The sequence below is a fragment of the Mitsuaria sp. GD03876 genome (assembly GCF_029840635.1).
In the GTDB taxonomy this organism is placed as follows: domain Bacteria; phylum Pseudomonadota; class Gammaproteobacteria; order Burkholderiales; family Burkholderiaceae_C; genus Roseateles.
In genome coordinates this window covers 14,225-39,386 of record NZ_JAOCCU010000016.1, presented here as the reverse complement: position 1 = coordinate 39,386, position 25,162 = coordinate 14,225, and the positions used below count along the sequence as shown (strand labels likewise).

Below are 25,162 nucleotides of genomic sequence, written 5' to 3'. Positions count from 1 at the left end.
GCTGGAGCGCAGAATGCGGCGGGGCATCAAAGATTCCAGCAAACAGGAATCACGATGGCCGGGGAGGGAGATTCGATGAACAGATCCTTGATCCTGGAATCTCCATGCGCACTGTTGTACCGATCGATCCTCCGGACGATCCCATGATTGAAGACGCGATGGCGCTGGGCGCCGCCGTGCGGGCCGCGCGGACCACCGCGCGCCTGCCGCTGGTGGAAGCGGCCGAGGCGCTGGGCATGTCGCGCCAGACGCTGATCAACATCGAGACCGGGCAGGGCGGCGTGAGCCTGTCCACCGTGCTGAAGGCGGCGCGGGCGCTCGGCGTCAGCCTGTTCGCGGTGCCGTCGCAGCAGCGCGAGGTCGTGCGCCGCGCGATCCGCACCGCGCGGGACTCGAAGTTCTCCGACCTCGACGAGGATGCATGACCGGTCTGGCGGTCTGGCTCGACGAGCATGAGGTCGGCTGGCTGAAGCCGGCCGGCGGCGGCGGCGCGGCATCGCGGCTGTCGCTGGGTTACCTGGAACGATGGACCTCGGAGGTGCTGGCCTTCCCGCTGGCGCCGCCGCTGCCGCTGCCGGCGCGCGGCGGACCGGGCAGCGAGCGCGAGGACGAGGCCGCGGGCCGTTTCTTCGAGCGCCTGCTGCCCGACGGGGACGCGCGGCGGCGCAGCGCCGCGGCGCTGGGCCTGGCGCCGGACGATGTCTTCGGCGCGCTGCGCCACATGGGCCGCGACGCGGCCGGCGCGGTGCGGCTCATCGACGAGGACCGCCCGCGGCCCGCCGGGCCGGCGCAGCGGCTGGTCACGCGCGAGGAACTCTCCGAGCGGCTGCGCCATCGCGACGCGGCGCCGTTCGCGGTCTGGGACGGGCAGGTGCGCGGCGTCCTGGCGGGCGAGCGCGACAAGCTCGGTGTCTACGTCGAACCCGACGGCGGCTGGTACCTCGTCGACGGGCCGCAGATGGCGTCGACGCATGTGCTCAAGCCGGCGCCCGCGTCGCCGGCCCGGCGCGACCAGCCCTTCGACGAGTACTTCTGCATGCGGCTGGCCGCGCGGGTGGGCCTGGACGTCGCGGCGGTGCAGCTGCACTGCGTGCCCGAGCCGGTGCTGCTGGTGGCGCGTTTCGACCGCCAGCGCCTGGAGGACGGGCGCGTGCGGCGCCTGCATGCGATCGATGCCCGGCAGGCGCTGGGCAAGCCGCCGAGACGGGCATCGGGACATGCGCCGGAGCAGGCCGAGGAACAGGCGCCCGGCGCATCGGACGTCACCGATGCCGAGCGCTTCGCGCTGATCAAGCACAGCCCCACGCCGCTGATCGACGGCCGCGCGCTGCTGCGCTGGACCGTGTTCCGGCAGCTGATCGGCAGCGACGCCGCGGCGGCGGACAACCTGTGCTTCTTCGTCGACCACGGCGGACTGCGCCTGGCGCCGGCGTTCGGACTGGCGAGCGGGCCGGCGGACGGACCGGCCGGCGGACCTGCTGGCGGCGACGGGGTCATCGACGACTGGGCCGGCTTCGCGCGCGACTGCGACCTCGCGCCGCGCAGCCTCGCGCTGGAGCTCCGGCGCATGAGCGACCTGGTGCCGGCGCAGGCCCGGGCGCTCGCCGACGAACTGTCCGGCGAGGTGCCGCGGGCCGTCGTCGAGCGCCTCCTGGACACCGTCGACGAAAAAGCCCGCCGGATGGCGGGCTTCGCGGTCAGGGGCTGAGCTCGATCAGATGCCGATCTCGCCGCCGTCCTTGCGGGTGATGACGACGGTGGCCGAGCGCGGACGCTTCTTGGCGGTGGCGTCGGCCTGGTTGGCCGGCCAGTAGCTGCCGAAGGTCTTGGCGGCGAAGTCCGGCGTCGTTTCCTCGCCCGGGTGCTGCACGTTGAAGAACAGCGTCTTGTTGTCCGGCGTCATCGCGATGCCGGTGATCTCGCATTCCTTCGGACCGACCAGGAAGCGGCGCAGCGTGTCGGCCGTGGCCTTGGTGCCGGCGCGCGTCTGCGTGCCGCCCGCGGCCGTGGCCACGCCGCCGTCGCCGACCTTGCCCGGCAGGGCGGCCAGCATCATGCAGTTGGTCACGTCGGTGTAGGCGCCGTCGTCGGTCTGGATCCACAGCATGCCGCGCTTGTCGAAGAACAGGCCGTCCGGGCTGGAGAAGTCGTTCACGTCGGTCAGCGACGACAGGTTCACGTCCGCCGCCGCGTCCTGCTGCGCGCCGAACAGGTACACGTCCCAGGTCATCTTGGTGACGTCGGCCGCGTCTTCCTTCCAGCGGATGATGTGGCCGTTGGGGTTGCCCTTCTGCGAGGTCGCGCCCTTCATGTCCTCGTAGTAGCGCGGGTTCGCGGCGTCCGGCTTGAGCTGGCTGCCGGTCGGCGTGGCGGTGTTGGCCACGCGGTTGCTGTTGTTGGTCAGGGTCATGTAGACCTCGCCGTTGGTGGGGTGCACCGCGCCCCACTCCGGACGGTCCATCTTGGTCGCGCCGAGGATGTCGGCGGCGATGCGCGCGTTGATCACGACGTCGCCCTGGTCCGCGAACGGGTACGCGGCGGTGGCGGTCAGGCCGTTCTTGTTGAACGTCAGTTCCATCCAGTTGCCGGTGCCGTCGGCGTTGAACTTGGCCACGTACAGCGTGCCCTCGTCCAGGTACTTCGCGCCGGCGGCCATGCCCTTGCCCACGTCGGCCGCGTCCCAGTTGGCCTTGGACACGAACTTGTAGATGTACTCGTTGCGCGAGTCGTCGCCCATGTAGATGACGACCGGCTTGCCGGCGACCGCCTCGGCGGGCCAGGCGCCTTCATGGTTGAAGCGGCCCAGCGCGGTGCGCTTGGCCGGCGTCGAGTCCGGCGCGAACGGGTCGATCTCCACCACCCAGCCGAAGGTGTTGATCGTGTTGCGGTAGTCGGCCGTGGCGGCGGCGCCGGTCACCGACGAGTTCCAGCGGGCGTACAGGTCGGCGCTGCCAGCGGTTTCCCACAGGTAGGGGCTCTTGCGGTTCTGCGGCAGGCCGTAGCGGTTCAGGCTGGCCACTTCCTTGGCGCTGCGCGAGGCGTCGTCGCCGGCACCGCGGCTGATCACGTTGAGGTAGTTTTCCTCGCAGGTCAGGTAGGTGCCCCACGGGGTGTAGCCGTTGGCGCAGTTGTTGTTGGTGCCGCGGGTCTGCACGGCGGTCGGGCTGAACAGCGTCTGCAGCTGCGCGTTGCCCTTGGCCGGGCCGGTGAAGTCCATCGTCGTGGCGGAGGTCACGCGGCGGTTGTAGCGCGAGCCGCGCACCATCGTCGTGTTGGCGCCGTCGCGCTTGACCTCGACGACGCTGATGCCGTGGGCGTAGATCTCCTTCTCGACCTCGGCGGCGTTGCGCGCGGCGCCGGCGGCGCGGCCGGCCGGATGCAGCACGTAGGGGGCGACCACGTACTCGTGGTTCACCGCCAGCAGGCCGCGGTCGGAGCGCTTGGCGTCGAAGGCGCCGGCTTCGCCCAGGCCGAACCAGTACATGCCGTCATGGCCGTCGCCGATGCGGCGGTTGTAGGAGTCGGCGGTCTCGGAGCCGTCGTCCTTCCAGGACTCGTCGCCGAAGTGCATCGGGTCGCCCAGCGCGTGCAGGATGCTGACGTTGTAGCCGTCGGCCACGGTGACCAGGTCGTTCTTGTTCTTGGCCACGGCGGTGAAGCCCAGCTTGAGCTGCGGCGCGGGGGCCGGGGCGGGCGCCGGGGCAGGATCGTCGTCGCTGCCGCAGGCGCTCAGGATCGAGCCGCCAAGCAGCGCGGCGGCCGTGGTGCTGATGCCGCCCTTGAGGGCGACCCGGCGCGACAGGCGCGCGGCGAGGATGTCCTCGAAATGCGGGTTCGCGGACGGGTTGACCACCGCGTCCTCGTCGTAGTCGTTGACCGCGTTCTGGCTGGCAACGATGTCGTGCTGCTTGCTCATTCGTGAAGGCTCCGCTGCAAAGAAAGTGCGGGCGGATTCTGCGAAGGGCAGGTGACGACGCCGTGAAAAAGTCGTTAGAGATCCTTCAATCCGTTCACCGCGCGACGGCGGTGCGAATGGCGTTCAGGACGGGGTGCCGGAAGTCTCGGGCAGGTCGCGCGGCGCGCCGAACATGAAGCAGTCGATGAAGGTGAAGTACAGCGAGCAGTAGAAGCCCGTGGTCAGGATCATCGCCAGCGGCACCAGCAGGTAGGGCAGGAAGTTGGCCAGCCCGAGCAGCAGGCCGACGATGGTCAGCACCATCGTCGTGCCGAAGGTCAGCCCGACCCAGACCAGGCCCGACAGCGCGAAGGCGCCCTTGTTGCGCCACACGCCCAGCGTGCTGGAGAACAGCGCCTGCATCACGCCCTGGCCGCCCCAGTGGATCAGCGCCGGCGCGTGCCAGAAGGGGATGGAGATCAGCCCGGTCAGCAGCAGGCGCAGCCCGATGCCGGTGGTCAGCGAGGGGTCGGCCATCGTGGCCTCGACCGCCTTCGGGTCGGCCTTCTCGGCGCCGGCGGCGATCTGCCCGACCGCGCGCACCAGCGCGCCGCCGTCCAGCCAGTGGGCCAGGAACATCACCGCGATCGTGCTGCCGGCGTAGAGCAGGCCCAGCAGCAGCTGGTCGCGGCGGCGTTCCTTGGTCAGCTGCAGCGGCTGCGCGAAGATGGCCGCGGTCGGCGTGTGGGACTGCAGCACCTGGTGCGAGGCCAGCATGAAGGCCAGCGACACCAGCGGCAGCGCCGCCAGCACCACCAGTTGGCCCAGCAGCGGCACCAGCTGCAGCAGCGAGGACACCAGCAGGAACACCGCGAACAGGCCGATCAGCGCGATCGGCTTGCGCTGCAGCACCTTGAGGCCGTGGCGCACCCAGAGCAGGCCGTTGCGCGGCGGAACCGATTGCAGGTGCAGGATCATGGCAAGGACTCCAGCGCATGCCACGGATTGGCGACGCGCTCGCGCAGGACGCGCTCGAAATGGGTGGGATCGTGGGGTTGGAGGAGGCTGGCCTCGCGGGGCAAATGGAAGTCCCACAGGCGCGAGATCCAGAAGCGAAGCGCCGCGGCGCGCAGCAGGCCGGGCAGCAGCCGGTGCTCGGCGCCGGTCAGCGGCCGCACCGATTCATAGGCCCGCACGAAGGCGGACGCGCGCTGCTCGTCCAGCCGGCCGCTGTCCAGGTCGATGCACCAGTCGTTCAGGCAGACGCAGAGGTCGAACAGGAAGCTGTCGATGCCGGCGAAGTAGAAGTCGAAGAAACCGCTGAGCTGCTCGCGGCCGGGCAGGCCCTCGAACATCACGTTGTCGCGGAACAGGTCCGCGTGCACCGGCCCGCGCGGCAGCGCGGCGGCCGCCGGGGCGAGCTGTTCCTGGAAGGCCAGTTCCTCGCTCAGCAGCGCGGCCTGCGCCGGCGCCAGGTGCGGCAGCACCACCGGCACCGTCTCGCGCCACCAGGGCAGCGCGCGCAGGTTGTCCTGGTGCATCGGGAAGTCCTGGCCGGCGACATGCATCCGGGCCAGGCCGGCGCCGACCTGCTCGCAATGGAACTGGTCGGGCGCGAGCTGGTGGCCGCCGCGCAGCTTGTCCACGACGGCGGCCGGCTTGCCGGCGACGCGGTGCAGGATGCGGTCCTGCGCATCGGCCTGCGGCGCGGGCACCGGCACGCCCTTGCGGGCGAGGTGGCGCATCAGTTCCAGGTAGAAGGGCAGCTGCTCGAAGGTCAGCCGCTCGAAGATCGTCAGCACGTACTCGCGGCGCTCGGCGCCACGGGCGGTGGTGACGAAGTAGTTGGTGTTCTCGATGCCGGCGGTGATGCCCTTGAGCGACTGGAGTTCGCCCAGGTTCAGCGTGTCGAGCAGCGTTTGCGCCTGCTCGGGCGAGACGTCGGTGAATACGGCCATGAAGCGGAAAAAGAACGGACCGGGGGCGGGCCTGCGGCGGCCGTGCCCCGCCGGTCAGAAATTGAAGATGCGCCAGACGCGCGAACCCGCGTTGCCGCGGTCGGCGCCCTGGCGGGTGGGGAGGTCGCGTCCGGTGTCGCCGAGCAGGATCTCGTACTCGGGCGCCTTGCTGTCCTTGTTCTTGACCACGACCTTTTGGGTCAGGCCCCGCACCCGGGTCTCCTCGATGCGAACCTTGTCGTCTTCGTTGACGAGCTGCTCGACCTTCACGTCCGGCACGTCGCGGAAGGTCTGCGGCGCCGGGGCCTTGGCCGGAGCGGGCGCCGCGCTCGCCGGCGCGTCGGCGGCGAAGGCCGGCAGCGCGAGGGCGGTCAGGGCGGCGAACAGCGGGGCGAGGCGGGTGGTGTTCATGGTGGGGCCGATTCTATGCGCCGGGCCCGTCCGGACCCCCTCCCTCGGGCGAGGGCCCGACGCAGGCGGGGTCTGCTGACAGGGCGGGTGGCGCGCGCCTGCAACAATGCCGGGATGAGCAAACCTCTGATGCTGCTGGTCGACGGTTCCAGCTACCTCTACCGCGCCTACCACGCCTTGCCCGACCTGCGCGGCCCCGAAGGGCAGCCCACCGGCGCCCTGCACGGGATGGTGGCGATGCTGAAGAAGCTGCGCGACGACTTCGGCGCCGAGCACGCCGCCTGCGTCTTCGACGCCTCCGGCCCGACCTTCCGCGACGAGTGGTACCCCGAGTACAAGGCCCAGCGCGCCCCGATGCCCGACGACCTGCGCGCGCAGATCGACCCGATCCACGAGGTGGTGAAGCTGCTGGGCTGGCCGGTCCTGACCGTGCCCGGCATCGAGGCCGACGACTGCATCGGCACGCTGTCGCGGGTGGCGGCGCAAGCCGGGCACCAGGTGGTGATCTCCACCGGCGACAAGGACCTGGCGCAGCTGGTCACACCCGACGTCACGCTGATCAACACGATGAGCAACGAGAAGCTGGACGAGGCCGGCGTGCTGGCCAAGTTCGGCGTGGCGCCGGACCGCATCGTCGACTACCTGACGCTGATGGGCGACACGGTGGACAACGTGCCCGGCGTCGAGAAGGTCGGTCCGAAGACGGCGGCCAAGTGGATCGCCGAGCATGGCTCGCTGGACGGCGTCATCGCCAACGCGGACAAGATCAAGGGGGTGGCCGGCGAGAACCTGCGCAAGGCGCTGGACTGGCTGCCGATGGGCCGCAAGCTGGTCACGGTGAAGCTGGATTGCGACCTGTGCATGCATGTCGCCGGCTGGCCGGCGCTGGAGGCGCTGGCCTTCAACCCGGTCGACGAGGCCGGCCTGCTGGACTTCTACACGCGCAACGGCTTCAAGACGTGGAAGCGCGACCTGGAAGGCAAGCTCGGCGGCGCGGCGCCGAAGCACGCGGCGCCGGAGGCCGACCTTGGCGCGCGCCCGGGCGACGCCTTCGCCGAGCACCAGCCGCCGGCGATCCCGGTCGACAAGCAGTACGAGACCATCGTCGACTTCTCCCGGCTGGACGCCTGGGTCGAGCGGCTGCAGGGCGCCGAACTGGCCGCCTTCGACACCGAGACCGATTCGCTCGATCCGATGCAGGCGCGCATCGTGGGCATCAGTTTCAGCGTCGAGCCCGGCAAGGCGGCCTACATCCCGCTGCGCCACGAGGGGCCGGACGCGCCCGAGCAGCTGCCGATGGACGAGGTGCTGGCCCGGCTCAAGCCGTGGCTGGAGGATCCGCTGAAGAAGAAGGTGGCGCAGAACGTCAAGTACGACACCCACGTGCTGGCCAACCACGGCATCGCGGTCCAGGGCACGGCCTACGACACGATGCTCGAGAGCTATGTCCTGGAGGCGCATCGCGGCCACGGGCTGGAGGCGCTGGCCGACCGCGTGCTGGGCCGCAAGGGCTTGAGCTACGAGGACCTGTGCGGCAAGGGCGCGCACCAGATCCCGTTCGCGCAGGTGGAGGTGGCCAAGGCGTCGGAGTACTCGTGCGAGGACTCCGAGATGTGCCTGCACGTGCATCAGACGCTGATGCCGCGGCTGGCGGCCGACGAGGGCTTGAAGTTCATCTACGAGCAGATCGAGATCCCGGTCTCGGCGCTGCTGGCGCGCATCGAGCGCAACGGCGTGCTGATCGACGCGGCGCGGCTGCAGGCGCAGAGCGCCGACCTGGGCCAGCGCATGGTCGCCGCGGAGCAGTCGGCCTACGAGATCGCGGGCCAGCCGTTCAACATCGGCTCGCCCAAGCAGATCGGGGAGATCCTGTTCAACCGATTGGGCCTGCCCGTGGTCAAGCGCACCGCCACCGGCGCGCCGTCGACCGACGAGGAGGTGCTGGAGAAGCTGTCGGCGGACTTCCCGCTGCCGGCGAAGATCCTGGAGTACCGGGCGCTGTCCAAGCTCAAGAGCACCTACACGGACAAGCTGCCGCTGATGGTGAATGCGAAGACGGGCCGGGTGCACACGACCTACTCGCAGGCGGTGGCGGTGACGGGACGCTTGTCGAGCAACGAGCCCAACCTGCAGAACATCCCGATCCGCACGGCCGACGGCCGCCGCGTGCGGGAGGCTTTCATCGCGCCGCCGGGACACCGGATCGTGTCGGCGGACTATTCGCAGATCGAGCTGCGGATCATGGCGCACATGAGCGAGGACCCGGGCCTGCTGAAGGCGTTCCAGGAGGGCCAGGACGTCCACCGCGCGACGGCGGCGGAGGTCTTCGGCGGCGACCTGGAGGCGGTGACGCCCGAGCAGCGCCGTTACGCCAAGACGATCAACTTCGGATTGATCTACGGGATGGGGGCGTTCGGGCTGGCGCAGTCGCTGGGCATCGAGAACAAGGCGGCGAAGGACTACATCGATCGTTACTTCACCCGTTTCGCGGGCGTGCGTCGCTACATGGACGACACGAAGCAGTTCGCGAAGGAGAAGGGGTACGTCGAGACGGTCTTCGGGCGTCGGCTGTGGCTGCCGGAGATCAATTCGGGCAACGGTCCGCGCCGCAGCGGTGCTGAGCGCCAGGCGATCAATGCGCCGATGCAGGGCACGGCGGCGGACTTGATCAAGCTGGCGATGATCGCGGTGCAGCAGGCGCTGGACGAGCAGGGCAAGAAGACGCGGATCGTGATGCAGGTGCATGACGAACTGGTCTTCGAGGTCCCCGACGAGGAACTGGACTGGGTGAAATCCGAAGTGCCGACCCTGATGGCTGGTGTCGCCGCCCTGAAGGTTCCCTTGCTGGCCGAGGTGGGTGTTGGCGCCAACTGGGACGAAGCGCACTGAGTGGGGGGCTCTCCGCGCGGACGGTAGGGACGGCGCCCGGGCCGGCGGCGCACGGAGCGTGCCGGGCTGACCAGGGCGCCGTCTGTTTGAACGAAGCGAGCCGCAGGTGAGCGGAGTGAGTTGGCGCCCGGCGGAGTGCGCCGCCGGCCCGGGCGCCGTCCCGGACGTCTGCTGCTCATCAGCCTCGCATAAGCGGCTGTCGCCGGGTGAGCGGTTAGCATCCACCCCCTATGAACTGGCCCTATGAGTTGCAGATTGGCTGGCGTTACACGCGAGCCGGGCGCGGAGGTCGCCGCAACCGTTTCATCTCCTTCATTTCCGGCGTCTCGATGCTGGGCATCGCTCTAGGCGTTGCCGCGTTGATCATTGTGTTGTCGGTGATGAACGGCTTCCAGAAGGAGGTCCGTGAGCGGATGTTGTCGGTGATCGCGCACGTCGAGCTGCTGAACGACACCGGCGAGGGTCTTCCGGATTGGCGCACCGTCGCCGACGAGGCGAAGAAGAATCCCGAGGTCGTGGCGGCTGCGCCTTTCGTGTCGGGCCAGGCGCTGATCGCGCGGGGTTCTGACATGCGCGGGACGATCGTGCGGGGGATTGATCCGGCGTTCGAGCCGAGCGTGACCCCGATCGCGGCGCAGCTGGCGAAGGAGGGCCTGCTGGAACGCCTGCAGCCCGGCCAATGGAACGTGATCCTGGGCGTGGAGCTGGCGCGGCAACTGGGCGTGCAGCGGGGCGACAAGATCACGCTGGCGATCCCCTCGGGGCAGGTGACGCCGCTGGGCGTGCAGCCGACGCTGCGTCAGTTCACGCTGGTCGGCGTGTTCGAGGCGGGACATTACGAGTACGACAGCGGCCTGGCGTTGATTCACGTCGTCGATGCCGCCAAGGTCTTCAGGACCGGCACGCCGAGCGGCGTCCAGCTGAAGCTGCGCGACGTGCAGCAAGCGCGCGAGGTGGGCGCGCAACTCCAACGGCAGCTGAGCCGCGGCATCTACGTGCGCGACTGGACGCGGACCAACGCGAACTGGTACGACGCGGTGCAGGTCGAGAAACGGATGATGGGGATCATCCTGACGCTGATCGTGGCGGTCGCCGCCTTCAACCTGGTGTCGACGCTGGTGATGACGGTCACGGACAAGCAGGCCGACATCGCGATCCTGCGCACGCTGGGCGCGAGCCCGCGCTCGATCATGGGCGTGTTCATGATCCAGGGCGCGCTGGCCGGCGTGATTGGCACGCTGGGCGGCCTGGGCTTGGGGCTGGTGGTCGCGCACAACCTGGATGTGATCGTGCCGTTCATCGAGCGGCTGCTGCACACCACCTTCCTGCCGGCGAGCATCTACGTGATCAGCCACATGCCCAGCGATCCGCAATGGGCCGACATCGTGCCGATCACCGTGATCTCGCTGATCCTGGCCTTCGTCGCGACGGTGTATCCGAGCTGGCGCGCCAGCCGCGTCCAACCGGCGGAGGCGCTGCGTTATGAATGAAGTCAAGGCCAAGGGCGCGGGCGCGCCGGGCCAGGTGGTCCTGCAGAGCCTGGGGCTGGGCAAGCGCTTCGTCGAGGGACCCCTCGACGTGCAGGTGTTCAAGGACCTGGACCTGACGGTCAAGGCCGGCGAGACGCTGGCGGTGCTGGGCGCGTCGGGATCGGGCAAGAGCACGCTGCTGCACCTGCTGGGCGGGCTGGACGAGCCGTCGGCCGGCCGCGTGGAGCTGATGGGCCGCGACCTCGCGACGCTCGGCCAGAAGGCTCGCGGCGACTGGCGCAACCGGCACCTCGGGTTCATCTACCAGTTCCACCACCTGCTGCCGGAGTTCAACGCGCTGGACAACGTCGCGATGCCGCTGCGCATCCGCCGCATGCCGCAGGAACAGGCGCGCGAACAGGCGCGGCAGGTGCTGACGCGCGTGGGCCTGGGGCCGCGCGTGCTGCACCGTCCCGGCGAGCTGTCCGGCGGCGAACGCCAGCGCGTCGCGATCGCCCGGGCGCTGGTCACCGGTCCGGCCTGCGTGCTGGCCGATGAGCCCACCGGCAACCTGGACCGCGGCACCGCCGCGACGGTCTTCGACCTGATGCTGGAGATGGCGCGGGAACTGGGCACCGCCTTCGTGATGGTCACCCACGACCAGGACCTGGCCGCGCGCTGCGAGCACCAGCGCCGCCTGGTCGGCGGCGCGCTGCAGCCGATCGTGGCCTGAGCCGCGGCCCGCAGCGCACCGCATCGCACTGCCCGGAGCGGCCGAGGCTGGGTTGCCCGATCGCGAGGCGTCCGACCCCATGGCCAGGCGCCGTCCGGGCCGGCGCCGCGCGATCGCTGGATTACGATGCGCGGCATCATGACCGCCTCGACGCACCCCTCGGCCACTCCGTCCACCCGCTTCATCCTGAAGCTCAGCTGCCCCGACCAGGCCGGCATCGTGCATGCCGTCACCGGCGTCCTGCTGGAGCAGGGCGCCAACATCCTGACCTCGGCCCAGCACGGCGACGCCGACCACCGCCGCTTCTTCATGCGCATCGAATTCGAATGCGCCGAGCCCCGTCCCGCCGCCGCGCTGCGCGAGGTCTTCACGCCGCTGGCCCAGCGGCTGTCGATGGACTGGGAACTGGTGGACGCCCAGCGCAAGACCCGCGTGCTGCTGCTCGTGTCCAAGCTGGGGCACTGCCTGAACGACCTGCTGTTCCGCGTCCAGACCGGCCACCTCGCGATCGAGATCCCGGCCATCGTCTCCAACCACCGCGACTTCTATCAACTGGCCGCGTCGCACGACATCCCCTTCCACCACCTGCCGCTGCTGCAGGCCAGCGACGAGCAGAAGCAGGCGCAGGAACGCAAGATCCGCGAGCTGATCGAGGACCAGCAGATCGACCTGGTCGTGCTGGCGCGCTACATGCAGATCCTGTCGCCGGAGATGTGCCGCTTCCTCGAAGGCCGCGCGATCAACATCCACCACAGCTTCCTGCCCAGCTTCAAGGGCGCGCGGCCTTATCACCAGGCGCATGAGCGCGGCGTCAAGCTGATCGGCGCGACCGCGCACTACGTGACCTCCGACCTCGACGAGGGGCCGATCATCGAGCAGGACGTCGCCCGGATCGACCACTCGATGACGCCGGACCAGCTCGTGGCCATCGGCCGCGACGTCGAATGCGTGACGCTGGCCCGCGCGATCCAGTGGCATGCCGAGCACCGCGTGCTGCTCAACGGCCACCGGACGGTGGTCTTCCGCTGAAGCGCGCCGCGCGTCCCGGCGGACCCGATGTGGACCGACACGCACTGCCATCTCGACGCGTCGGAGTTCGACGCCGACCGTGACGCGGTCGTCGCGCGCGCCCGCGCCGCCGGCGTGTCGCAAGTCGTGATCCCGGCGGTCGTCGCCGGGAACTTCGAGCGGGTGAGGGCGCTCGCGCACGAGCACCGTTTCGCCTACGCGCTGGGCATCCACCCGCTGTACGTGATGCAGGCGCGCGAGGAGGACCTCGGCCGCCTGGACCGGATGCTGGCCGAGTGCCGCGACGATCCGCGGCTGGTGGGCATCGGCGAGATCGGGCTGGACTTCTTCGTGAAGGGGCTCGACGAGGCGACGCAGCGGCATTTCTACGTCGAGCAGCTCAAGCTGGCGAAGCGCCACGGCCTGCCGGTGATCCTGCACGTGCGCCGCAGCGCCGACCAGCTGCTCGCCGGCCTGCGCCGCGTCGGGCTGGCGACCGGCGGCATCGGCCACGCGTTCAACGGCAGCCGGCAGCAGGCGGACGCCTTCCTCGAGCTCGGCTTCAAGCTGGGCTTCGGCGGCACGGTGACCTTCGACCGCTCGCTGCAGATCCGCCGCCTGGCCGCCGAGCTGCCGCAGGAGGCGCTGGTCGTCGAGACCGACGCGCCCGACATCCCGCCGCACTGGCTCTACCGCACCGTCGAGGAGCGCGCCGCCGGCGCGAGCTCGCGCAACGAACCCGGCGAGCTGCCGCGCATCGGCGCCTGCCTCGCCGAGTTGCGCGGCTGGACGCCGGCCGAGGCCGCGGCGATCACCGCGCGCAACGCCCGCGCCGCGCTGCCGCGCCTGGGCGCGCTGGATGCCCCGGCCCCGCATGGCTGACACGATCGACTCCGCCGATGCCCTGGACCCCGCGCGCTGGCAGGGCCTGGCGCCAGTCCACGCGCCGGACGCCGAGTGGCTGCTGCTGGGCAGCTTCCCCGGCGTCGCCTCGCTGCGCGCGCAGCAGTACTACGGCCACCCGCGCAACCAGTTCTGGCGGCTGGTCGGCGACGTCTTCGGCGTCGACCTCGCCGCGATGGGCTACCCGGAGCGCCTGGCCGCGCTCCGCGCGCACCGCGTCGCCGTCTGGGACGTGATCACCGAGACCGAGCGCGAAGGCAGCCTCGACAGCGCGATCCGCAATCCCTTCGCCAGCGACCTCGGCCGGCTCATCGAGCAGCTGCCGGCGCTGCGCACCATCGGCTTCAACGGCGGCACGGCGCTGCGTTTCGGGCTCAGGCAGCTCGGGCCGCTTGCAGCCCGTTACCGCGTCCTGGGGCTGCCCAGCTCCAGCCCGGCCTACACGATGCCCTACGATGCCAAGCTTCGCGCCTGGCGGCAGCTCGCCGGGCCTTCGAACGACATCTGAAGCGACCGGGCCGGTGAGCCCGGCGCGGGAACGGCAGCCGTGAGCAAGAACCGGGACTCGAGGAACAAGGGCGGCAGGACGACCGAATGGGTCGAGGCGACGCTGAGCGAATTCGACGGCGTGCGTTTCCTCCACCTCGACTCGATCTGGGTGCAGGGGGCGATGCGGGTCAAGAAGCCCGAGAAGCTGGAGCTCGAGTACGTCCAGCGCATGATGGCCTGGATGCTGTGGCGCGACGCCCGCGAGATGACGCAGGGCCAGGCGGTGCAGCTGGGATTGGGCGCCGGCGCGCTGACGCGCTTCACCCGCAAGCAGCTGAAGATGAAGACCACGGCGGTCGAGATCAACCCGAGCGTCATCAGCGCCAACCGCCACTGGTTCCACCTGCCCGACGACGATGAGCGGCTGCGCGTGCTCAACGAGGACGCCGGCCGCTGGGTCGCCGACGCGGCGAACTGGGGCACGGCGCAGGTGCTCAACGTCGATCTCTACGACCACGAGGCCGCCGCGCCGGTGCTCGACGACGAGGGCTTCTACGCCGACTGCCGCCGCGTGCTGGCCGACGGCGGGCTCATGACGGTCAACCTGTTCGGCCGCAGCGCCAGCTTCGCGCGCAGCGCGGCGCGCATCGGCAAGGTCTTCGGCAGCGACCAGGTCTGGCACCTGACGCCGACCCGCGAGGGCAACACCATCGTCGTCGCCGCGCGCGGCGTGACGGTGCCCGAGCGCGAGGTCCTGGAGCAGCGCGCCGAGCACATCGAGGCGCGCCATGAGCTGCCGGCGCGCAAGTGGCTCAAGCTGGTCCGGCCGCTGCCGATGAACGTGATTCACCAGATCCATGCGGCCGCCGCCGCCGACGAGTGACCATGAAGCACAAGACCAAGGCCGAGGACACCGCCGGCACCAAGCTCGACTGGCGCCAGCTGCTGCACTGGCTGGCGGAGGACGGCGTCATCGACGCGGAGCAGGTGCAGCGCACCGAGACCCGGCTGGGCGCCGGCCACAGCGCGCAGCATCCGCTGGCGCGGCTGGCCAGCGCCAGCCTGGTGCGCGTGTCCAACGGCCGGCCGCTGGACGTCGAGCTGCTGACCGAGTGGCTGGCCGGCCGGCTCAAGCTGCCCTATGTCCGGATCGATCCGCTGAAGGTCGACGTCGGCCGTGTCGCCGACGTGATGTCGGCCAGTTATGCCGAGGCGCGCCGCTGCCTGCCGATCCAGGTCGGCCTGACCGACGTGACGATCGCCACCGCCGAGCCGCTGGACATCGGCTGGGTGCCGCAGATCGAGTCGCACACCCGCAAGCGGGTCAAGCTGGTGCTGGCCAGCCCGCAGGAGATCTCGCGCCTGACGACCGAGTTCTTCACGCTGGCGCGCTCGGTGCGCGCGGCGACGAAGTCGGGCGAGATCAACCAGCCCGCCAGCTTCGAGCAGCTGGTCGAGCTCGGCCGCAGCAACCGCCAGCTCGACGCCAACGACCAGGGCGTGGTGCAGGTGGTGGACTGGCTCTGGCAGTACGCCTTCGACCAGCGCGCCAGCGACATCCACCTGGAGCCGCGCCGCGAGATGGGCGTGATCCGCTTCCGCATCGACGGCGTGCTGCATACCGTGTACCAGCTGCCGCCGACGGTGATGAGCGCGATGACCGCGCGCATCAAGCTGCTGGGCCGCATGGACGTGGTCGAGAAGCGCCGCCCGCTGGACGGCCGCATCAAGACCCGCAATCCCGCCGGCGAGGAAGTGGAAATGCGGTTGTCGACGCTGCCCACCGCCTTCGGCGAGAAGATGGTGATGCGGATCTTCGACCCCGACACCGCGGTCAAGGACCTGGCGCAGCTGGGCTTCTCCGGCCACGACGCCGAGCGCTGGAACCGGCTGACCAGCCGGCCGCACGGGATCATCCTGGTCACCGGCCCGACCGGCAGCGGCAAGACCTCGACGCTGTACTCGACGCTCAAGCGCCTGGCCACCGAGGAGGTCAACGTCTGCACCGTCGAGGACCCGATCGAGATGATCGAGCCGGCGTTCAACCAGTCGCAGGTGCAGCCGGCCATCGACTTCAACTTCGCCGAGGGCCTGCGCGCGCTGATGCGCCAGGACCCGGACATCATCATGGTGGGCGAGATCCGCGACCTGGAGACCGCCGAGATGGCGATCCAGGCCTCGCTGACCGGCCACCTGGTGTTCTCGACGCTGCACACCAACGACTCGGCCTCGGCGATCACGCGGATGGTCGACCTGGGCGTGCCCAACTACCTGATCGACGCGACGGTGATCGGCGTGCTCGCGCAGCGCCTGGTGCGCACGCTGTGCCCGACCTGCAAGGAGCCCGATCCGGACGTCACCCGCGACACGCTCAACGAGATGCTCAAGCCCTGGCGGCTCAACGGCGGCGTCAAGCCGTACCGCCCGGTCGGCTGCCTGGACTGCCGCAACACCGGCTACCGCGGCCGCTCCGGCCTGTACGAGCTGCTGCTGCTCAGCGACAGCGTGCGCAAGCACCTGCATCCCAACACCGACATGGGGGCGCTGCGGCGCCAGGCGCTGCAGGAGGGCTTGCGCCCGCTGCGGCTGGCCGGCGCGATGAAGGTGGCCGAAGGGTTCACCACGATGGACGAGGTCCTGCGCAGCACGCCGACCTGGGAATCCTGAGCGCCGGCCGGGGGGGCCGCCCCCCTCATCCGGGTGGCGGCGTGAAGCCCGCCTCAGGCGGCGTGCGATTGGCGCCGTTGCCGCTTACGTGATAACCACAGACGCCGAGGGGGCGCGCGATTCCTAGAATCGCGCCCATTCAAGCCGATAGAGGTCCCCTCGATGAAGATCAAGAGTCAACGCGACTTCTGGTCAGGGCTGATGTTCGTGGTCGTTGGCGTCGCGTTCGCGTGCGGCTCGATCATCAACTACAGCTTTGGCACGTCCGCCCGCCCCGGGCCTGGTTATTTCCCGTTCGGGCTGGGCATCCTGCTCGCGCTGCTCGGCGCGGTGGTGCTGTTCAAGGCGCTGACCATCGAGTCGGAGGGCGGCCAGCCGGTCGGCGCCTTCGCCTGGAAGCCGCTGCTGATCGTGGTCGGGTCGATCGTCCTGTTCGGCTTCGCGCTGCCGCGGCTCGGGATGATCATCACGCTGCCGCTGCTGATCACCTGCGCCTCGATGGCCAGCGACGAATTCAAATGGCGCGACGCGCTGCTGAGCAGCGTCGTGCTGACCGCCGGCAGCTACGCGATCTTCATCTGGGGTCTGAATCTCGTGATCCCCATCTGGCCGACCTTCCTGGGCGGCTGAGGAGACACGCATGGATCTGCTCAACAACCTGATGATGGGGTTCGGCACGGCGTTCACGCCGGAGAACCTCCTGTACGCCTTCGGCGGCGCGGTGCTCGGCACCCTGATCGGCGTGCTGCCGGGCCTGGGCCCGGTCGCCACGATCGCGATGCTGCTGCCGTCGATCTATTCGCTGGACGCGACGCCGGCGCTGATCATGCTGGCCGGCATCTACTACGGCGCGCAGTACGGCGGCTCGACGACCGCCATCCTGATCAACGTGCCGGGCGAGTCCTCGTCCGTCGTCACCGCGATCGACGGCTACCAGATGGCGCGCCAGGGCCGCGCCGGCGCCGCGCTGGCGGCGGCGGGCCTGGGCTCGTTCTTCGCCGGCTGCGTGGGCACGGTCATCATCGCGGCCTTCGCGCCGCCGCTGACCGAGCTGGCCTTCAAGTTCGGCCCCGCCGAGTACTTCTCGCTGATGGTGCTGGGCCTGATCGGCGCGGTGGTGCTGGCCTCGGGCTCGCTGGTCAAGGCGATCTCGATGATCCTGCTGGGCCTGCTGCTCGGGCAGATCAACACCGACGTGATCTCCGGGACGCCGCGCTTCTCGTTCGACGTGCCCGAGCTGACCGACGGCATCAACTTCGTCGTGATCGCGATGGGCATCTTCGGCTTCGGCGAGATCATCGCGAACCTGGGCCAGCCGGCCGAGCATCGCGAGGTCTTCACCAAGAGCGTGAAGGGCCTGTGGCCGACCAAGCAGGACTTCCACGACGCCTGGCCGGCGGTGCTGCGCGGCACGACGCTGGGTTCGCTGCTGGGCGTGCTGCCGGGCGGCGGCGCGCTGCTGGCGTCCTTCGCGGCCTACACGCTGGAGAAGAAGATCTCCAAGACGCCGGAGAAGTTCGGCAAGGGCGCCATCCAGGGCGTGGCCGGTCCCGAGTCGGCCAACAACGCCGGCGCGCAGACCTCGTTCATCCCGATGCTGACGCTGGGCATCCCGCCCAACGCGGTGATGGCGCTGATGGTGGGCGCGATGACGATCAAGGGCATCCAGCCCGGCCCGCAGGTCATGACCAGCAACCCGGAACTGTTCTGGGGCCTGATCGCCTCGATGTGGGTCGGCAACCTGATGCTGGTGATCCTGAACCTGCCGCTGATCGGCATCTGGATCAAGCTGCTGACGGTGCCCTACCGCTTCCTGTTCCCGGCGATCGTCGTGTTCTGCTGCATCGGCACCTACACGCTGAACAACAACAACTTCGACGTGTTCATGACGGCGGCGTTCGCGGTGATCGGCTACCTCTTCTACAAGCTGAGCTGCGAACCCGCGCCGCTGCTGCTGGGCTTCATCCTGGGCCCGATGATGGAAGAGAACCTGCGCCGGGCGCTGCTGCTGTCGCGCGGCGACTGGAGCACCTTCCTGTCCCGGCCGCTGTCGGCGGGGCTGCTGATCGCGGCGGCGCTGATGGTGGTGGTGGTGATGCTGCCGTCCATCAAGAACAAGCGCGACGAGGCGTTCCAGGACGCGGACTGATCCGGGCGAGATGCCCCGGCGGGCGGCGCTGCCCGCCCCTCAAGAGGCCCTTCGGGGCCTCTTTTCGTTGGCGTGGCGGCGACAGGCCAGGGCGCCAGCCAGCAGGCCGGGCCGGCCGGGGAGGCCGACAGGAGCGCCAGGTCCGGGCGACAGGCGGAAAGCGACCGGTGCGTCTCGGTAGAGATGCGGGGAGGATCCGCCGGGGGCGGCCGGTATGCTGCCGGCTGGCCCCGACCGGGGCGGCAGTGGACGGAATGCACATGGCAGCGGGCGAGCGGAGCGAACGGGGCGAACGGGCCGATCGGGCAGAAGGCGCCGGCAAGGGCCGGGGCGCGCGGGCACGGGCCGCGGCCGCGCCGCGCGGCGGGGCGCCGGCCAAGGCGGTGTCGAACCCGCAGGCGCGCTGGGAGCGCCTGGTGATGCGCCGTCCCGGGCTGGCGCTGCCCCGGCTGCAGCGGCTGATCGCCCGCGAGAGCGAGCCGCCGTTCCAGGTGCTGCTCGGCGCCTTCTTCATCCTCGAGCGCTGGGGCCGCGGGCCGGAGCTGCAGGCGGAGCTGGAACGGGCGCTCGCGCGGGCGCTGCAGCACCGGCTGCTGGAGGAGGCAGCCGAGCTCAGCGAGGCGCTGGGCCGCATGCACTACCAGCGTGGCGACTACGTCCAGGCCTGCAATGCCTGGAGCCAGACACTCGAGCTGGCCGATGACGAGACGCGCTGGGCCTGCCTGGCGCGGATCGGCCTGGCGCACCTGTGCTTCGCGCTGGGCGACTGGGCGCGCGGCGGCCGGGTGCTCGATCAGGCCGAGCTGCACTACCCGCAGCTGGGCGACGACCCCTACATGCGCTCCAAGATCGCGCTGAACCGCGCGGTGTCGCTGCGCGCGACGCAGGGGCCGCAAGCGGCGCTGCCGCGGCTGGACGAGGCCCGCGCCGACGCGCGCGCGGTCGGGCATCGAGATTACGAGGCCGAGGCGATGTGGCACCACGCCCGCTGCGCGCGCGACAGCGGCGCGGTGGAGCATGCGCTGACGCTGGCGGTCGAGGCAGAGGACCTGGCGCGCCGTTGCCGTTACCGCTGGCTGCAGGCGCAGACGCTGCTGCTGATCAGCGAGCTGCGCCGCGGCGCGGAGGCCGCGGTCCCGGCGCAGCAGGCGCTGGCGCTGGGCGAGGCGATCCAGTCGCGTTCGCTGCAGGCGGCGGCGCATGGTCGGCTGGGGCAGTTGATGGCGGAACAGGAACAGCTCGGCCCAAGCTGGTTCCACCAGCAGCAGCGCCAGCGGCTGGAGGCGACGCTCGGTCAGACGGAACTGCCGGCGCGGCTGGAACAGCTGGCGCGCTTCGACACCGATCCGCATGGCGCCGAAGGCCTGCTGCTGGCGCTGGGCCGCGGCGGGGCGCCGGTGACCTCGGCCGCCGATGTCGACACCCAATGGCAGCAGGCGCGGCCGCGCCTGATGGAGGCGCTGGCGGTCAGCGACCTCGAGTTGCGTTGGACGGGGCTGGGTGGCGCGCCGGCGCCGGTGACGCCCGAGCGTCGGGACCGGTCGTCGCAGACGATGCCGTTGCGGGACGCGACGGGCGCGGTGGTCGGGGAGTTGGTCCTGGCGCGCGCGGCGGGGGCTGTCTGGTCCCGCGCCGACCGGAGCCGCGCGGAGCGGCTGGCCGGTTGGCTGCAACGGTTGATCGTGCAGGTGCCGGCGCCGGGCGCCGGCGGCGCGGCGGATGCGCCCGGAGAGCCGGGGCCGCAGGCCCGGGAGTTGGTGGAGCTGCTGGAACGGCTCGCCACCGCGGCGGACGCCGATGCCGACGCGCGACGCGCCGGCCTGTCCCAGGCGCTGGCGCTCGCGCGGCGGCTCGCCGCGCGGCTGGGCTGACGGCAGGCGCCGGGTCACTGCACGACCGGGTCACCACACGACCGCACGACCGGACGACCGGACGAGCGCCTGCCTCGCCGCGCCACGACACCGGACCGAGCCGCCCGACAGCTGGCGGCTGCTGGCGCAAAGCGGCGCGGCGGCCCGGCTCGTCCGATCAGACCACCGGCAGGCCCGCGTCGGCGCGGAACGCGAAGACCTCCGCCGGCCACGCCGTCGCCGCGAGGACGCCGATGCCGAGCCCGTCGAGGATCTCGCCGCCGCTGGCCGTGTCCAGCCGCAGGACGACCTGCTCGTCCTGCTCGCGCGCGCCATTCGCATGCACGGTGAAGCGGATCGACTGTTGTCGCTCGCCCGGCGCGAAGTCGACCAGACCGCAGCTCGCGCCGGTGAAGTCATGCGCCGAGGCCGGCCCGTCGCTGGTCGATCCGGCCGTGCTCGCGTCGCGGTCCACGGCGAAGCGGACGCTCCCGCGCTCGCTCAGGTCCCCGTCGCGGGTGACGGTGAAGGTCAGCGCGCCGTCGCCATCGCCGCGCCCGTTCACCTGCCCGTCGGACAGGCTGAACGTCGAGCCCGCGACCGTGGCCTCGACGTCGCGCACGTTGACGTTGCCGGCCAGATCGACGGCCGTGACGCGCGCATGCAGCAAGTCGCCGCCGTCGAAGCGGATCGCCGTCCCCGCGGCCGGCACCGCCGTCGCGGTGTCGACGCGCCAGTGGCCGGCGCCGTCGGCGCGCACCGCGTAGCGCAGTTCGTACCCGTTGCCGGGCTGCTGGTCCGTGTCGATCCCCACCGTGACCGCCGCGCCCGGATCGGTGGTGCCGGCCAGCACCGGCCGCGGCGTGACCTCGCGTCCGATGGCCGGCAGGTTGTCCGGCGAGCGCGTGTCGACGGTGATCTCGTGGATCGCCGAGGTCAGGCCGTCCGCGACCGCGCCGAGGCGGTGGTCGCCGTCCGCCAGCGCGTTCCCGGCCAGCTTCCAGGACCAGCGTCCATCCCCGCCGGCCTGCGTCGTGCCGAGTGTCTCGCCAGCGCCCGCCAGGCCGTCGCCGTCGGCATCGCGGAACAGCGTCACCGTCGCCCCCGCGCGGGCGAAACCGCCGAGCGCCAGCGGCGCCGCGGCGCTCCCGTTGGCGGCGGTGAGGTCGTCGTCGGCCGACTGGCCGGTGTCCGCGCCGGCCGCCAGCAGGAGCACCGGCGTGCCGGGCGCGCGGACGTCGAGGCGCGCGGTCGGCACGATCGCGGTCACGTTGCCGGCGATGTCGACGGCCTCGATCGTCAGCGTGCGTTCGCCTTGGGCGGCGCCGGCGCCGGCGGTGTAGGACAGCCGCTGCACCAGCAGCGCCGTCTGCGCGACGGTGAAGGGCTTGTCCGGCGTGATCACGATGACCGGCGAGTGGCCGGGACCGCCGTGCAGCTCCAGCGCGAAGGTCGCGCCCAGCCCCGTGATCCACGCGCCGCTGCCCATGCCGTCGCCGTCCCGCCCGAGCCGGAACATCCGGTCGAACTGGCCCGGACGGTCCGTGCGATGGAAGCCGAACAGCTCCGCGCGGCCCGGATCGGCGATGTCGAAGGCGCCAGTGACCGCGCTCTGGAAGGTCACGGTCAGCGAGGCGATCCGATGGTCCTCGTCGACGGCGACGCGCGACGGGCGGCCGATCGGGAACGCATGCGGCAGTCCGGGCGTCACGGCCACCGCATGGTCCTGGCCGGGCAGGGTGCCGTTCAGGTCGATGACCGGGCCGATCGTGTCGTATCCCAGCGTGGCGCTCGCGGTGGCCGTGCGGTCCAGTGCGTCGGCCACGGTGACGGTGAAGCGGCGATCGCCTTGTGGCGGCGCGGCCAGCGGGTTGTGCAGCGTCAGCGAGGACAGCATCGCCTGCACCTGGGCCGCGCTGGCCGCCGTGCCGTCGGCGAGCCCGCACACGTGGCGCTCGGCCTCCCGCTGCGCGTGCCACTCGACGCCGCCGACCCGGAAGCTGACCGAGGGGCCGTCGAGCGCCGTGGCGACCCCGCCGTCCCGGCTTGACAGCACGTCACCGCCGCCGAGACCCGAGCCGCCACGGGCGATCGAGACCTGCTTGAAGCTCGCCGCCGGGTTGTCGTGCGCGAGCGCGACGCCCGCCGGGAACAGCGCCTGAGGCGTCGCCAGCGAGGTCGTCACGAGCGATGGGCCGGTCGCCGCCGACGCGGGATCGAGGTCGAGCCGAGGCTGGCGGGAATCCAGCGTCACCGCCACGGTGGCGTCGCCGCCGACATGGCCCGCCTGGTCGACGAGGCTCAGGTGGACGAGCCGTTCGCCTTCGCGGGGACGGCCCTGCGGGTTGGCCAGCCGGATCGCGTTGGTCAGCGCCGCCGCGTCGGAGCCGGTCAGCTCGCGGCCATCGGTCGTCCACACGGCGAGCGCGACGCTGGCGGCGTCGAAGCGGTAGGACAGGTGAGGCACGCCGGCGATCTCGACATCGTCCACCTGCAGCGTCCGGTCCAATGACACCGCGCGATCCAGCACCAGCTGATCGTGGGCGACATCCAGGCCATCGCCGTCCAGCCGCAGGCGCAGTTCCTGGAGGCCGTCGTCGACCAGCGCGTCGGGCATCGCCGTCAGCGGCACGCCGGTCGCGAAGGCGGCGCGATCCACGATCAACGCCCGGGTCGATTGAAGGCCGGTCGCCGGGTCGAGGTCGAGATCTCCAGCGGCCGCGCGCAGCGTGAAGCGCAAGGCGGCGGAGTCGCCGGTGCCGGCGGCGGTCGTCTGACGGGCGAGCAGCGCGATTCGGCCGCCATCGGCGCGGGCGTCGGCGATGGCGGCGGCGGACACCGTGTCGCCCTGGCCGGAACGCCAGGAGACGCCGGCGTCGACGCTGTATTCCCATTGAGCGTCAGCAGCGAGGCCGCCGACCTGGATCGTGCCGTCGCGAGTGACGTGGTCATGGTCGGACCGTCCCGAGTCGACCGCCAGCCGGAGCGTCGGCGCGGGCGGTGGGCGGGGCGTCGGCACCTTGGTGTCGGTCGGGTCGGTCGGGTCGGGGGGCGCGGTCGGATCGACGGGAGCGACCGGGCTGTCGGGATTCGACGGTGTCGAGGGATTCGAAGGCCCCGCGGGATCGGAGGGGTTCGATGGCGGCGTCGGCGGTCCAGGCTCCTGCGGCAGGGAAGGCATGGACGGCTCGGAGGGCTCTGAAGGCTCCGAAGGCTCCGAAGGCGAAGAAGGCTCCGAAGGGGAAGAAGGAGGAGAAGGAGGAGAAGGAGGAGAAGGAGGAGACGGCGGCATGGACGGCGTCGGCTCGGGCACGATCGGCTGATCGGGCAGGAGCGGAATGACGGGGGAGGTCCTGTGAGCGGTGCCGGACGAGCCGCCGAGCACGCTGACCACCGCCAGCCCGGCCACGGCCAATGGGCCGAGTGCCATCAGCGGGACCGCCCCGTCTTCGTCGCTCTCCGATGCGCCTGCGATCGCGGGGCAGGTCGGGGATGCGTCGCGCGGCCCGGAGGGCTCGCCGTCGGACGGCGGATTCGCGTCGGGAAGGCAGTCCGGCGGGGAATCGGCCGCCGGCTCGTCGGCGCCGTCATGGGCGGCTGCTTCGCCGGGCGTTCTCTTGCGCTCGAGCGGACGGGAGGCGGAGACGGCCGGTGCCGTCGGGGCTTTCGCAGTGGGGTGTGCGGACATGGCAGGAACCATCGGAGTCGGGATGGCCGGCAGTCTCGGCATCCGGTTCCGTTCGTTCCATGACCTAGCCTGACGCCAATCAGGCGATGACTAGCAAGTCCTTGCTAGTCACTGCTTGATCGCTGCTTGATCGCTGATGGCGAACCGGCGGCAGCCGCCGCCGCGCCGGACGCTCGGCTACCAGATGGCGAGGCTCGACGTCAGCACCCGTTGCAGCCAGCTGCGCCGCGCGGCATCGGAGACCTCGCCCTTGCCGGCGAGTTCCATCCGCGCGTTGACGACGTCGGCCGACGCCACCTGGTTGCCGACCCGGATGTCCTGCGGGTTGACCACGCCGGAGAAGCGCAGCGTCTGCAGGCCGCCGTTCATCGCGATGCTGCGCTCGCCGGCCACGACCAGGTGGCCGTTGGGCAGCACGTTGATCACCGACACCGCCATCTGCCCGCTGAGGCTGCCGCTGGCCTCGGTGTCGCCGCTGCCCTTGTACGAGTCGCTGCCCGAGGCGTTGGCGTCCGCCTTGAGCAGCCGGTCGATCAGGCCGACGCTGCTGGAGCCGCCCGGCCCCTTCACCGCGAGCTTGTTGTCGCGGCTGGTGTCGGTATGGCTCTTCTGCGTGGCGCTGAGCGATTCGCTGATCGCGACCTTGAGCGAGTCGCCGACCTGGCGCGCCCGGCGTTCGGTGGTGAACAGCGAGGCCGCGGCCATGCCGGGCTGGTAGATCGCGCCGTTGTTGACGCGCTCGACGTAGGCGCCATCGGGCGCCGGCATCACCTGCACCGGCCCCTGCACCAGCATCGGCTCGCGCGAGGCGCAGCCCGCCAGCGCGGCGAGCAGCGCCAGCGGCAGCAATGGCCGTCGCAGGCACGGCCGCCGCAGGCACGGCTGCCGCAGCCACAGCCACAGCCGCAGCAGCCGCAGCCGCAGCCGCAGCCGCAGCCGCAGCCGTGGCGACGGTGACGACGACGACGACGACGACGACGACGACGGCGACAGCGACGGCGACGCGCCTCGGCGCGCGGTCGTGGAAACGCTCGAAGCGTTGGACATGATTCC

Annotated in this window: 19 protein-coding genes; 13 read left to right on the top strand and 6 right to left on the bottom strand. The window is 71.0% G+C overall.

All coding sequences use genetic code 11. From position 1 onward, the window contains the following. Positions 1-143 precede the first annotated feature (143 nt). Positions 144-425, top strand: coding sequence for a helix-turn-helix transcriptional regulator (locus N5D62_RS12130; RefSeq protein ID WP_279758071.1), 282 nt, complete (start codon positions 144-146; stop codon positions 423-425). Beyond that, positions 422-1,708: a HipA domain-containing protein gene (locus N5D62_RS12125; RefSeq protein WP_279758070.1), complete on the top strand. Its 1,287-nt coding sequence runs from the start codon at positions 422-424 to the stop codon at positions 1,706-1,708. The genes N5D62_RS12130 and N5D62_RS12125 overlap by 4 nt, the downstream gene beginning before the upstream one ends. Before the next feature lie 6 nt (positions 1,709-1,714). Here the strand turns inward: N5D62_RS12125 and N5D62_RS12120 are convergent, their stop codons facing one another. From N5D62_RS12120 to N5D62_RS12105, 4 genes are all read right to left on the bottom strand, one after another. Beyond that, on the bottom strand, positions 1,715-3,916 hold the full coding sequence (locus N5D62_RS12120; RefSeq protein ID WP_279758069.1) for a PhoX family phosphatase: 2,202 nt from the start codon (positions 3,914-3,916) through the stop codon (positions 1,715-1,717). A 123-nt stretch (positions 3,917-4,039) separates the two neighbouring features. Next, positions 4,040-4,873, bottom strand: a complete 834-nt coding sequence (locus tag N5D62_RS12115; protein WP_279758068.1) for a BPSS1780 family membrane protein — start codon at positions 4,871-4,873, stop codon at positions 4,040-4,042. Beyond that, a complete protein-coding gene (locus N5D62_RS12110; protein WP_279758067.1) occupies positions 4,870-5,853 on the bottom strand; it encodes a homoserine kinase in 984 nt (327 codons plus the stop codon). Before N5D62_RS12110 ends, N5D62_RS12115 begins: the two co-directional genes overlap by 4 nt. 54 nt (positions 5,854-5,907) lie before the next feature. After that, positions 5,908-6,264, bottom strand: coding sequence for a hypothetical protein (locus N5D62_RS12105; protein ID WP_279758066.1), 357 nt, complete (start codon positions 6,262-6,264; stop codon positions 5,908-5,910). 114 nt (positions 6,265-6,378) lie between these two features. On the opposite strand from N5D62_RS12105, the gene polA reads away from it, so the two are divergent. From polA to N5D62_RS12050, 11 genes are all read left to right on the top strand, one after another. Further along, positions 6,379-9,153, top strand: a complete 2,775-nt coding sequence (gene polA / locus N5D62_RS12100) for a DNA polymerase I (RefSeq protein WP_279758065.1) — start codon at positions 6,379-6,381, stop codon at positions 9,151-9,153. Between the two features lie 230 nt (positions 9,154-9,383). Next, positions 9,384-10,643, top strand: a complete 1,260-nt coding sequence (locus N5D62_RS12095) for a lipoprotein-releasing ABC transporter permease subunit (RefSeq protein WP_279758064.1) — start codon at positions 9,384-9,386, stop codon at positions 10,641-10,643. Further along, the gene (locus tag N5D62_RS12090) at positions 10,636-11,355 is read left to right on the top strand and encodes an ATP-binding cassette domain-containing protein (RefSeq protein WP_279758063.1); all 720 of its coding nucleotides are present in this window, start codon (positions 10,636-10,638) and stop codon (positions 11,353-11,355) included. The genes N5D62_RS12095 and N5D62_RS12090 overlap by 8 nt, the downstream gene beginning before the upstream one ends. 138 nt (positions 11,356-11,493) lie before the next feature. Beyond that, on the top strand, positions 11,494-12,384 hold the full coding sequence (gene purU, locus N5D62_RS12085; protein ID WP_279758062.1) for a formyltetrahydrofolate deformylase: 891 nt from the start codon (positions 11,494-11,496) through the stop codon (positions 12,382-12,384). 27 nt (positions 12,385-12,411) lie between these two features. Next, positions 12,412-13,245, top strand: coding sequence for a TatD family hydrolase (locus N5D62_RS12080; protein ID WP_279758061.1), 834 nt, complete (start codon positions 12,412-12,414; stop codon positions 13,243-13,245). Continuing rightward, the gene (locus N5D62_RS12075; RefSeq protein WP_279758060.1) at positions 13,238-13,774 is read left to right on the top strand and encodes a DNA-deoxyinosine glycosylase; all 537 of its coding nucleotides are present in this window, start codon (positions 13,238-13,240) and stop codon (positions 13,772-13,774) included. The genes N5D62_RS12080 and N5D62_RS12075 overlap by 8 nt, the downstream gene beginning before the upstream one ends. 39 nt (positions 13,775-13,813) lie before the next feature. Beyond that, positions 13,814-14,638 carry a spermidine synthase gene (locus N5D62_RS12070; RefSeq protein ID WP_279758059.1) on the top strand — a complete coding sequence of 275 codons (825 nt, stop codon included), beginning with the start codon at positions 13,814-13,816 and terminating at the stop codon, positions 14,636-14,638. A gap of 2 nt (positions 14,639-14,640) precedes the next feature. Then, entirely contained in the window at positions 14,641-16,422 is a 1,782-nt protein-coding gene (locus N5D62_RS12065) for a GspE/PulE family protein (RefSeq protein WP_279758058.1), read from the top strand. Between the two features lie 162 nt (positions 16,423-16,584). Further along, positions 16,585-17,052, top strand: a complete 468-nt coding sequence (locus tag N5D62_RS12060) for a tripartite tricarboxylate transporter TctB family protein (protein ID WP_279758057.1) — start codon at positions 16,585-16,587, stop codon at positions 17,050-17,052. 10 nt (positions 17,053-17,062) lie between these two features. Then, complete coding sequence (locus tag N5D62_RS12055) at positions 17,063-18,571, top strand: tripartite tricarboxylate transporter permease (protein WP_279758056.1); 1,509 nt, start codon at positions 17,063-17,065, stop codon at positions 18,569-18,571. Positions 18,572-18,954: 383 nt separating this feature from the next. Next, a complete protein-coding gene (locus tag N5D62_RS12050) occupies positions 18,955-20,442 on the top strand; it encodes a hypothetical protein (RefSeq protein ID WP_279758055.1) in 1,488 nt (495 codons plus the stop codon). A 157-nt stretch (positions 20,443-20,599) separates the two neighbouring features. Here N5D62_RS12050 and N5D62_RS12045 read toward each other — a convergent pair whose 3' ends face one another. Continuing rightward, positions 20,600-23,440, bottom strand: a complete 2,841-nt coding sequence (locus tag N5D62_RS12045; RefSeq protein ID WP_279758054.1) for a hypothetical protein — start codon at positions 23,438-23,440, stop codon at positions 20,600-20,602. A gap of 846 nt (positions 23,441-24,286) precedes the next feature. Then, positions 24,287-25,156 (bottom strand): flagellar basal body L-ring protein FlgH, encoded by an 870-nt coding sequence (locus N5D62_RS12040; RefSeq protein ID WP_279758053.1) that lies wholly within the window; start codon positions 25,154-25,156, stop codon positions 24,287-24,289. Positions 25,157-25,162 lie beyond the last annotated feature (6 nt).

Bases quoted from the DNA above. Each gene is read 5' to 3' on its own strand.
- N5D62_RS12130 (WP_279758071.1), top strand. From the start codon at position 144: ATGATTGAAGACGCGATGGCGCTGGGCGCCGCCGTGCGGGCCGCGCGG.
- N5D62_RS12125 (WP_279758070.1), top strand. From the start codon at position 422: ATGACCGGTCTGGCGGTCTGGCTCGACGAGCATGAGGTCGGCTGGCTG.
- N5D62_RS12120 (WP_279758069.1), bottom strand. From the start codon at position 3,916: ATGAGCAAGCAGCACGACATCGTTGCCAGCCAGAACGCGGTCAACGAC.
- N5D62_RS12115 (WP_279758068.1), bottom strand. From the start codon at position 4,873: ATGATCCTGCACCTGCAATCGGTTCCGCCGCGCAACGGCCTGCTCTGG.
- N5D62_RS12110 (WP_279758067.1), bottom strand. From the start codon at position 5,853: ATGGCCGTATTCACCGACGTCTCGCCCGAGCAGGCGCAAACGCTGCTC.
- N5D62_RS12105 (WP_279758066.1), bottom strand. From the start codon at position 6,264: ATGAACACCACCCGCCTCGCCCCGCTGTTCGCCGCCCTGACCGCCCTC.
- polA (WP_279758065.1), top strand. From the start codon at position 6,379: ATGAGCAAACCTCTGATGCTGCTGGTCGACGGTTCCAGCTACCTCTAC.
- N5D62_RS12095 (WP_279758064.1), top strand. From the start codon at position 9,384: ATGAACTGGCCCTATGAGTTGCAGATTGGCTGGCGTTACACGCGAGCC.
- N5D62_RS12090 (WP_279758063.1), top strand. From the start codon at position 10,636: ATGAATGAAGTCAAGGCCAAGGGCGCGGGCGCGCCGGGCCAGGTGGTC.
- purU (WP_279758062.1), top strand. From the start codon at position 11,494: ATGACCGCCTCGACGCACCCCTCGGCCACTCCGTCCACCCGCTTCATC.
- N5D62_RS12080 (WP_279758061.1), top strand. From the start codon at position 12,412: ATGTGGACCGACACGCACTGCCATCTCGACGCGTCGGAGTTCGACGCC.
- N5D62_RS12075 (WP_279758060.1), top strand. From the start codon at position 13,238: ATGGCTGACACGATCGACTCCGCCGATGCCCTGGACCCCGCGCGCTGG.
- N5D62_RS12065 (WP_279758058.1), top strand. From the start codon at position 14,641: ATGAAGCACAAGACCAAGGCCGAGGACACCGCCGGCACCAAGCTCGAC.
- N5D62_RS12060 (WP_279758057.1), top strand. From the start codon at position 16,585: ATGAAGATCAAGAGTCAACGCGACTTCTGGTCAGGGCTGATGTTCGTG.
- N5D62_RS12055 (WP_279758056.1), top strand. From the start codon at position 17,063: ATGGATCTGCTCAACAACCTGATGATGGGGTTCGGCACGGCGTTCACG.
- N5D62_RS12040 (WP_279758053.1), bottom strand. From the start codon at position 25,156: ATGTCCAACGCTTCGAGCGTTTCCACGACCGCGCGCCGAGGCGCGTCG.